This is a genomic window from Streptomyces sp. NPDC001700, assembly GCF_053596435.1.
Map to the genome: position 1 here is coordinate 86,871 of NZ_JBSFGE010000033.1, position 10,533 is coordinate 97,403.

Here is a 10,533-nt window from a genome sequence, read left to right on the forward strand (position 1 = left end):
CTATACATTCTCCAGGTATCCCGACCGAATGATGCCCTGATTCGACCCGCCTGTTTCCGGCCTCTGACGGCCGCGATGTTTCACGTATCGGTGAGTGAGCGGAGCGCAATGACACACGGCCTTGACGAGCTCTCCAACGATTCGCGCGGGGCGGCATTGCGCATCCGCCTGCGTGACCTCGGCGCGGATGAGCGCGAGCGGCTGCTGACCGAACTCGTGCGCGGCGCCGTCTCGGACGTCCTGGGCCCGGCAGGGGCCGGTGCCGTGGCCGCGGGACAGGCCTTCCAGGAACTCGGATTCGACTCACTGGCCGCGGTGAACCTGCACGCCCGGCTGACCGCGGCCACTGGCCTGCGGCTCCCCGTCACCCTCGCCTTCGACCACCCGACGCCGCGCGCCCTCGCCCGCCACCTGATCGTCGAACTGCTCGGCGAGCGGCCCGGCGATGAGGCGGCCGAGGCGCCCGCTGCGACGAGCGGCGACCCCGTCGCCGTCGTGGGCATGGCCTGCCGCTTCCCCGGCGGCATCACCTCGCCCGAACAGCTGTGGCAACTCCTCGTCGAGGGCGGCGAAACGTTGACCCCGCTGCCCGAGGACCGGGACTGGGACGTCGACCGCCTCTACGATCCGGACACCCGCCGGCCCGGCACCACCTACGTGGACAAGGGCGGATTCCTGCACGACGCCGCCGACTTCGACGCCGCCTTCTTCGGTGTCTCGCCACGCGAAGCCCTCGCCATGGATCCGCAGCAGCGGGTGCTCCTCGAGGCCGCCTGGGAGGCGTTCGAACGCGCCGGTATCGACCCGACCGCGCTCCGCGGCACCCGCACCGCCGTGTACGTCGGTGCTGAGGCCCAGGAGTACGGGCCCCGCATCGCATCCGCTCCGAACGGCATGGAGGGCCACCTCGTCACCGGCACCGCGGGCAGTGTCGCCTCCGGCCGGATCGCCTATACCCTCGGGCTCGAAGGCCCGGCGGTCACCGTCGACACCGCCTGCTCGGCGTCCCTCGTCGCCCTCCACCAGGCCGCGCAGTCGCTCCGCCTCGGCGAGGCGTCCCTCGCCCTGGCGGGCGGCGTGGCCGTGATGTCGAGCCCGGGCGGCTTCGTCTCCTTCAGCCGCCAGAAGGGCCTGGCCGCCGACGGCCGCTGCAAAGCGTTCGCCGCCACCGCCGACGGCACCGCATGGTCCGAGGGCGCCGGCCTGCTCGTCCTGGAACGCCTCTCGGACGCACGCCGCAACGGGCACCGGGTCCTGGCGATCGTCCGCGGGTCCGCCGTCAACCAGGACGGCGCCTCCAACGGTCTCACCGCGCCCAACGGACCCTCCCAACGACGCGTCATCCGCCAGGCGCTTGCCAGCGCGGGCCTCGCGCCCTCCGACGTCGACGCGGTCGAGGCACACGGCACCGGCACCTCCCTGGGCGACCCGATCGAGGCGCAGGCCCTGCTCGACACCTACGGTCAGGAGCGCTCCGGCACGGGCCCGCTGCTGCTCGGCTCGCTGAAGTCGAACATCGGGCACACGCAGGCCGCCGCCGGTGTCGCGGGCGTCATCAAGATGGTCATGGCGATGCGCCACGGCACCCTGCCGAAGACGCTGCACGTGGACGAGCCGACCCCGCACGTCGACTGGTCCGCGGGAGCCGTCGAACTGCTCACCGAGTCCACCATCTGGCCCGACACCGGCCGGCCGCGCCGTGCCGGAGTCTCCTCTTTCGGCTTCAGCGGCACCAACGCCCACGTCATCATCGAAGAAGCGCCGGCCCCCGAACCGGCCGGACTCCACGCGCCGTTGCCCCATCAGGGCGTGATCACCGCCGACACCGCCCCCGTCGTCCTCTCCGCACCCGGCGCCGCCGCACTGCGCGGCCGGGCGGGCGCGGTACGGGCACGGCTCGCCGAACGCCTCGCCGCGCACCCCCCAACGACCGTCGCCGACATCGCCCGCGCGCTGGCCGCCACCGACACCGGCGACGCCGAACGCGCCGCCGTCGTCGCGGGCAGCACGCACGAGCTGCTCGACGCCCTCGACGCCCTCGCGGACGGAAGGACCGACGCACGCCTGCTGCGGGGACGGCTCCCGAGGCCTGTCACGGGCACCGTCGGCAATACGACCTTCGTCTTCTCCGGGGGCGACGCCCGGCGCGTGGGAATGGGACAGGAACTGCTCGCCACCTTCCCCGTGTTCGCCGACGCCTTCACCGAGGCGTGCGCGCACCTCGACCCCTACCTGGAGCGGCCCCTGCGTGAGGTTCTCGCCGATGGAGACCCTCAGTGCGCCGAACCGCTCTACGCCGACTGCGCCGTCTACGCCTACGACGTCGCCCTCCACCGTCTCGTCACGTCCTGGGGACTGGTCCCGGACAGACTCGCCGGGTACGGCGTCGGCGAACTGGCCGCCGCGCACGTCGCGGGCTCGCTGAAACCCGCGGACGCGGCGGCCCTGGTCGTCGCGCACGGAAACGGGCTGCCGCGGCCCGAGCTCGACTGGCTCACAGAACTGCTCGGGTTCGCGGAGCCGGACGTCCCCGTCCTGTCCGCGCTCACCGGCGAAATCGCCGACGTCACCGACGCCGCATACTGGAGCCGTCGTCTCGGCCCGGACGGCCGGGGCAGCGCCGCCCTCGACGAACTGCGGCAGGGTGCGGCCCTGTTCGTCGGTCTCGGCCCCGACCATCTCGCTGACGGCACCGTCGGCGAGACCGAGAGCCTCTTCCGGTGCGTCGGCGCGCTCCACACCGGGGGCTTCTCGCCGCACTGGGAGGCGTTCTTCGCCGGGTGGCACACACAGTCGCTCGACCTGGATCTCGCTCCTGCGGACGGCCCGCTGCCGTGGCTGGTCTCGGCGCGTTCGGCGACGGCCCTCGCCGCGCAGGCCCGGCGGCTGCGGGAAGCTCTGGACGACGACGTGCGACCGCTGGACGTCGCGCACTCGCTGGCCACGACACGTGCGGCCCTGGAGCACCGCGCCGTCGTCGTGGGCACCGGCCGCGAGGAGTTGACCCGAGGCCTGGACGCCCTCGCCGACGGGATACCGGCCACGGGCGTGGTGCACGGTGAGTGCCTGGATCCAGGACCGACCGCGGTGCTGTTCTCCGGGCAGGGCTCCCAACGGCCGGGTATGGGACGCGAGTTGTACGACACGTTTCCCGCCTTCGCCGACGCGCTGGACGCGGTGTGCGCGGGGTTCGATCGGCTCGTAGACCGGCCGCTGCGTGAAGTGATGTTCGAGGACGGTGAGTCGCTGCACCAGACCGGCTACACGCAGCCGGGTCTGTTCGCCCTCGAAGTCGCCCTGTACCGGCTGATGGAGTCATGGGGAGTGCGGCCGGACTACGTGACCGGCCACTCCATCGGTGAGCTGGCGGCGGCGCACGTGGCCGGGGTGCTGTCCCTGGACGACGCGGTGACGCTGGTAGCTGCTCGTGGCCGTCTGATGCAGGCGCTGCCGACCGGTGGCGCGATGCTGGCGGTTGGCGCCGACGAGGCCACGGTGGCGCCGTACCTGGAGGGCCGCGAGACCCAGGTGTCCTTCGCCGCGGTGAACGGACCCTCCTCGGTGGTGATCGCCGGTGACGCGGACGCGGTCGCCGAACTGGGCGCGCAGTTCGCCCAACTAGATGTCAGAACAAAGAACTTGAAGGTCAGCCACGCCTTCCACTCGCCGCGCATGGACGCGATGCTGGACGATTTCCGGCAGGTGGCCGAGTCGCTGACGTATGAGCGGCCGTCGGTTCCGGTGGTGTCGAATGTGACCGGTCAGGTCTCGGCGGATGTGGCGTCCGCCGAGTACTGGGTGCGTCATGTCCGTGCGGCGGTGCGCTTCGGTGACGGGGTGCGCTGGCTGGAGGAGCAGGGCGTGTCCGTGTTCCTGGAGCTGGGCCCGGACGGTGTGCTGTCCGGCATGGCGCGGGAATCACTGACCGGCCGACGGGAAGTGATCGCGGCCCTGCGCAAGGGACGCCCCGAGCCGGAGACCCTGCTCGCGGCCCTCGGCCGACTGCATGTGGTGGGAGCGGGCCTGGACTGGCCCGCGTTCTTCGACGGCCGGGACGCCGGTCGCGTGGACCTTCCCACGTACGCCTTCCAACGCGAGCGCTACTGGCTGAGCCCGTCGCCGGGGGCCACCGAGGTCGCCTCCGCCGGGCTCGTCCCCGCCGAGCACCCGCTGCTCGGGGCCGTGGTGGACATACCGGAGGACGGCGGACTGCTGGTGACCGGGCAGTTGTCGCTCGCGTCGGCCGGCTGGCTCCGGGACCACATCGTCGCCGGAACGGCACTGCTGCCGAGTCCGGTGTTCGTGGAGTGCGCGCTCTGGGCCGGTGCCCTGGTCGGCTGCGGCCGGATCGAGGAGCTGACCACCGAGACCCCGTTGGTGCTGCCCGAGCGAGGCTCGGTCGCCGTGCGCGTCGTCGTCGGCCCAGCGGCCGACGACGACGGCCGGACCGTCGCCGTCTACGCGCGGCCCCTCGCTGAGGGCGGCAAGCTCGACGACATCGCGGACGGGGCATGGGTCCGGCATGCCGTGGGGCTGCTGACCGAGGCGCCGGAGCGGGAAGCGCGAGCGATGGCCCCCGCCGTGTCCTGGCCGCCGGAGAACGCGGTGGCGGCCGACCTCACCGGCCTCTACGAGCGCCTGGACGACAACGGTCACGACTACGGCCCGGTGTTCCAGGGGCTGCGTGCCGCCTGGACGCTGGACGAGGACCTGTACGTCGAGGTGGCGCTGCCCGGCACCGGCCCCGACGACGCGGCGGCCCGGTTCGGGATCCACCCCGCGCTGCTCGACGCGACGCTGCACCCGAAGATCCTCTCGGGCGATGGCGAGGGCGGCACGCCCAGGCTGGCGCACAGCTGGTCCGGGGTGACGCTGCACGCGGTGGGCGCCGGCGTCGTACGCGCGTTGCTGCGCCCCGCGGGCACGGACACGGTGTCCCTGACGGTGGTCGACGCCGAGGGCCTCGCGGTGCTCTCCGTCGATTCCGTGCTCCTGCGCGAACCGATCGGTGTGGCCGCGGCCGCCGCGGCGCACGCCGACTCCCTGTACCGCGTCGACTGGACCGGGCTGCCCGCCCGTGAGCGGACCGCCGCGAACGCGGCCGCATGGATCCAGCTCGGCGACGCGGGGCTCGACGGCGTGCCCTCCTGCCCCGAACCGGCCGCGCTCCCCGAGGTGTTGCCCGACGCGGTGTTCGCCGCGATCGCGGGGGCGGACGGCGACGCCCCCGCCGGGGCCACACACCGCGCGCTCACGCTCGTACAGGGGTGGCTGGCCGAGCCGCAGCTCGACGAGACATGTCTCGTCGTGCTGACGCGGGGCGCGGTGAGCACCGGCGTAGACGAGGACGTCACCGACCTGCCGGGTGCGGCGGTCTGGGGCCTGGTCGGCTCCGCGCAGGCCGAGAACCCCGGCCGGTTCGTGCTCGTCGACCTCGGCGCCGACGACGGCGGAGGACCCGCCGTGACCGAGGCGCTGGCCGCTGTCCTGGCTTCCCGCGAACCGCGCGCGGTCGTCCGCGACGGCATCCCGCGAGTGCCCCGTCTCGCACGCGCCGCGTCCGGTCCGGGGCTCGTACCCCCCGGGGGACCGGAGCCCTGGCGCGTCGACACGTGTGCCCCCGGCACCCTCGACGCCGTCGACCTCATGCCCGCGCCCGAGGCTGCGGCCCCGCTCGCCCCCGGGCAGGTGCGCGTGGCCGTACGTGCGGCCGGCGTGGACTTCCGCGACGTGATGATCACGCTCGGTACGTACCCGGGCGAGGCGACCCTCGGCAGCGAAGCCGCGGGTGTCGTCGTGGAAACCGGCCCCGACGTCACCGACCTCGCGCCCGGCGACCGGGTCTTCGGACTTGCCGACCGGGCCTTCGGCTCCATCGCCGTAGCCGACAGGTGCCTGCTCGCCCCGATCCCCGACGGCTGGTCGTACGAGCAGGCCGCCACGACTCCGCTGGCCTTCCTGACCGCGTATCACGCCCTGGTCGACCTGGCGGGACTACGTGAGGGCGAGTCGGTCCTGGTGCACGATGGCGCCGGTGGTGTCGGAATGGCGGCGATCCAGCTCGCCAGGCACGTGGGCGCGGAGGTGTTCGCGACCGCCAGTGAAGAAAAGTGGGACGCACTGCGCTCCCTGGGCCTGGACGACGACCACATCGCCTCCTCGCGCACACCGGCCTTCGAGACGGCGTTCGCGGAGACCACGGGCGGACGCGGCGTCGACGTCGTACTGAACTCGCCGACGGGGGAGTTCGTGGACGCCTCGCTGCGGTTGCTGCCCCGTGGCGGGCACTTCCTGGAGACGGGCAGGACGGACATCCGCGAGCCGGACGAGACCGCCGCCGCACGCCCCGGCGTCGCGTACACGGCCTTCGAACTCCGTGAGGCGGACCCGCGGCGGATCCAGGAAACGCTCACCGAGGTGCTGCGTCTGTTCGAGGCGGGTGCTTTGGCGCCCCTCCCGGTCAGGACCTGGGACGTACGGAGGGCGCCGGACGCGTTCCGCTTCATCAGCCAGGCCAAGCAGGTCGGGACGGTCGCTCTCACCATGCCGCGCGCTCTCGACCCGGAGGGCACGGTGCTGATCACGGGCGGTACCGGCAGCCTGGGCAGGGAGGTCGCCGGGCATCTGGTCGCCGAGCGGGGTGTGCGGCACCTGCTGCTGACCAGCCGCAGCGGACGCGAGGCCAGCGGCGTGGCGGAGCTGGAGGCCCAACTGGCCGAGCTGGGTGCCGAGGTGACGGTCGCCGCCTGCGACGCCGCTGACCGTGAGGCACTCGCCGCCACGCTCGCCGCCATCCCGGACGCGCATCCGCTGACGGGTATCGTGCACGCGGCCGGTGTCCTCGACGACGCCACCATCGGCTCCCTCACCCCCGAGCGCATCGACGCGGTCTTCCGCCCCAAGGCGGACGCCGCCCGCCATCTGCACGAACTGACCCGGGACATGGACCTGGCGATGTTCACGCTGTTCTCCTCCTCAGCGTCCGTCTTCGGCGACGCCGGCCAGGGCAACTACACCGCCGCCAACACCTACCTCAACGCCCTCGCCCAGCACCGCCGCCGGCACGGTTTGGCCGGACAGGCGCTCGCCTGGGGCTTCTGGGCCCAGCGCAGCTCCCTGACCGCGCACCTCACCGACGCCGACGTCGCCCGTATGGCACGCACCGGCACCGGCGCCCTCACCACCGAGGACGGCCTCGGCCTCTTCGACAGGGCAGGTCGTACGGACGAACCCCTCCTCGTGCCGGCCAAGCTCAACACCCGGGCCCTGCGCGACCAGGGCTTCGCGGTGCCCGCACTGCTGCGCGGCCTCGTCCGCCCGACGGCACGGCGCGCCGCAGCAGGCCCCGCGACAGCCGGACCGGGCCTCGCCGCACGGCTCGCCGGACTCACGCCGTCCGAGCGGCACGCGGCACTGCTCGACCTCGTACGCACCAGCGCCGCAGCCGTACTCGGGCATGGCGGACCCGCGTCCGTGGAGCCGGGCCGCACGTTCCAGGATCTGGGTTTCGACTCCCTCACGGCGGTCGAGTTCCGCAACCAGCTCTCCGAGGCCACCGGCATCCGGCTGTCGAGCACACTGATCTTCGACTACCCGAAACCGACGGCGCTCAGCGACTTCCTCGCCGCCGCGCTGCTCGGGGAGCGGCAGCCGGTGTCGGCCGCGGCCGCGGTCCTCGCCGACATCGACCGGATCGACGCCGCCATCGGCGACATCGAGCGGGACGACGAGGCGGCCGCGCAGATCGCCGCCCGTCTCCAGTCCACCTTCTCGCGATGGAACACCCATTACGGCACAGAAGTCGAGGCAGACGGCACAGATCTGGAGGCGGCCACCGCCGACGACCTGTTCCACATCATCCAGAACGAGTTCGGGCGATCTTGAAATGAGCTCTGTGCAGGCGGAGCCGGGAAAGCGAGTGGTGAACTGATGTCGAACGAGAAGCTCCTCGACAACCTCCGGTGGATGACCGCCGAACTGCGGCGTACCCACCGCAGGGTCGCCGAACTCGAGGAAGCGGATCGCGAGCCCATCGCCATCGTGGGGATGAGCTGCCGCTTCCCCGGCGGCATCGACTCGCCTGAACGACTGTGGCACGCCATCGTCTCCGGCACCGACGCCATCGGCCCGTTCCCGCTCGACCGCGGCTGGGACATCGACGGACTCTACGACTCCGTACCCGATCTGCCCGGCTCGTCCCGGATCCAGGAGGGCGGGTTCGTGGCGGACGCGGACCGCTTCGATCCCGCGTTCTTCGGCATCTCGCCGCGCGAGGCGCAGGCCATGGACCCACAGCAACGCCTGATGCTCGAAGCCGCATGGGAGGCCGTGGAGCGCGCGGGCGTCGACCCGCTGTCCCTGCACGGCAGCCGCACCGGCGTCTTCGCGGGCGCCGTCCACGGCGACTACGGCACCTCGGTGCCCACCGTGTCCGACGACCTGAAGCCCTACCTCGTCAACGGCAACACCGACAGTGTCCTGTCCGGCCGCATCTCGTACACCCTCGGCTTCGAAGGCCCCGCGATCACCGTGGATACGGCATGCTCGTCGTCCCTGGTGGCGCTGCATCTGGCGGCACAGTCGCTGCGCCAGGACGAGTGCTCGCTCGCCCTCGCCGGTGGCGTGACCGTGATCTCCGTCCCCGAGCTGTTCACCGAGTTCGCCCGGCAGCGCGGTCTGGCGATGGACGGCCGCTGCAAGGCCTTCGCCGAAGCCGCGGACGGCACGAACTGGGGCGAAGGTGTCGGCGTCGTCCTGTTGGAGAAGCTCTCGGACGCACGCCGCAACGGACGCAAAATCCTTGCTGTGCTGCGGGGGTCGGCGATCAACCAGGACGGTGCGTCGAATGGTCTGACGGCCCCCAACGGCCCCTCGCAGCAGCGCGTCATTCGCCAGGCGCTGGCGAATGGCCGCCTGTCCGCGTCCGAGGTCGACGTGGTGGAGGCGCACGGCACGGGGACGACGCTGGGTGATCCGATCGAGGCGCAGGCGCTGCTCGCCACCTACGGTCAGGACCGCGACGCGGACCAGCCGCTGTGGCTCGGCTCGATCAAGTCGAACATCGGGCACACGCAGGCCGCGGCCGGTGTCGCCGGTGTTATCAAGATGGTCATGGCGATGCGGCGCGGTGTGCTGCCCAAGACCCTGCACGTCGACGCGCCTACGTCCCACGTCGACTGGACGGCCGGTCCGGTCGAGCTGCTGACCGACAACCGGGAGTGGACGCGGACCGCCCGCCCGCGGCGTGCGGGTGTGTCGTCGTTCGGCATCAGTGGCACCAACGCGCACGTCATTTTGGAGGAGGCTCCGGAATCCGAACCCGAGGTGGGTCGGGAGGAGCGGGATGATCTGCCGGGTTCGGCGGGTGTTGTGCCGTGGGTGTTGTCGGCGAAGTCGGAGGAGGCGCTGCGGGCGCAGGCCGAGCGGCTGCTGGCGCACGTCGCGGATGAGGAGGGTGTGGCGGCGGTTGACGTCGGTCTGTCGTTGGCGACTTCGCGTGCGGCTCTGGAGTACCGGGCTGCTGTGGTGGGCGGTGATGTGGAGTCGCTGCGGGAGGGTCTGCGGGCTCTGGCCGAGGGTGGGGCTGTTGGGCATGCGGTGAGTGGTACGAGTCTGGGTGCGGGCGGCAAGTCCGTGTTCGTGTTTCCGGGGCAGGGGTCGCAGTGGGTGGGGATGGCGGCTGAGCTGCTGGAGTCGTCGCCGGTGTTCGCGGAGCGGATGCGGGAGTGCGCGGACGCGTTGTCGTCGTATGTGGACTGGTCGTTGTTCGATGTGCTGGGTGACGCGGAGGCGTTGGAGCGCGTCGATGTCGTGCAGCCGGTGCTGTGGGCGGTGATGGTGTCCTTGGCGGAGTTGTGGCGTTCGTTTGGTGTGGAGCCTGCTGCTGTGGTGGGGCATTCGCAGGGTGAGATCGCGGCGGCGTGTGTGGCGGGGGCGTTGTCGATCGAGGATGCGGCGAAGGTGGTGGCGCTGCGGTCGAGGGCGATTCTGGCGTTGTCGGGGCTGGGCGGCATGGTGTCGGTGGCCCTGGCGGTGGAGCAGGTTCGGGAGCGGTTGACGGAGGGGCTGTCGGTGGCCGCGGTCAACGGGCCGTCGTCCGTGGTGGTTTCCGGTGATGTCGCTGAGCTGGATGCGCTGTTGGCGGCCTGTGAGGCGGAGGGAATCCGGGCGCGTCGTATCCCGGTGGACTACGCGTCCCATTCGGCGCACGTGGAGGCCATCCATGCCGAACTCCTGGATGTACTGGCGGGGCTTGAGCCGCGTGTGGCCGAGGTGCCGTTCTTCTCGACGGTGACGGCCGAGTGGCTGGACACAGCTGCCCTGGACGCCGAGTACTGGTACTCCAATCTGCGTCAGACGGTGCGTTTCGAGGAGGCCACGAGGGCGCTGGCCGAGCAGGGGTATCGCTTCTTCATCGAGGCTTCCGCGCACCCGGTGTTGACTATCGGTGTGCAGCAGTCGCTGGAGGACGCCGGTGTGGATGCCGCCGTTGTCGGCACGCTGCGTCGGGACGAAGGCGGCCTCGACCGCTTC

General features: G+C 71.9%; 1 protein-coding gene and 1 pseudogene. Both read left to right on the forward strand.

Features of this window, described 5'->3' with window-relative positions; genetic code table 11:
- Nucleotides 1–117: 117 nt before the first annotated feature.
- Nucleotides 118–7,884: pseudogene (locus ACWC5C_RS37740) on the forward strand (SDR family NAD(P)-dependent oxidoreductase); the annotation flags it as partial.
- 42 nt (nucleotides 7,885–7,926) lie between these two features.
- A partial coding sequence (locus tag ACWC5C_RS37745) for a type I polyketide synthase (RefSeq protein ID WP_450883133.1) occupies nucleotides 7,927–10,533 on the forward strand: 2,607 nt, incomplete at its 3' end.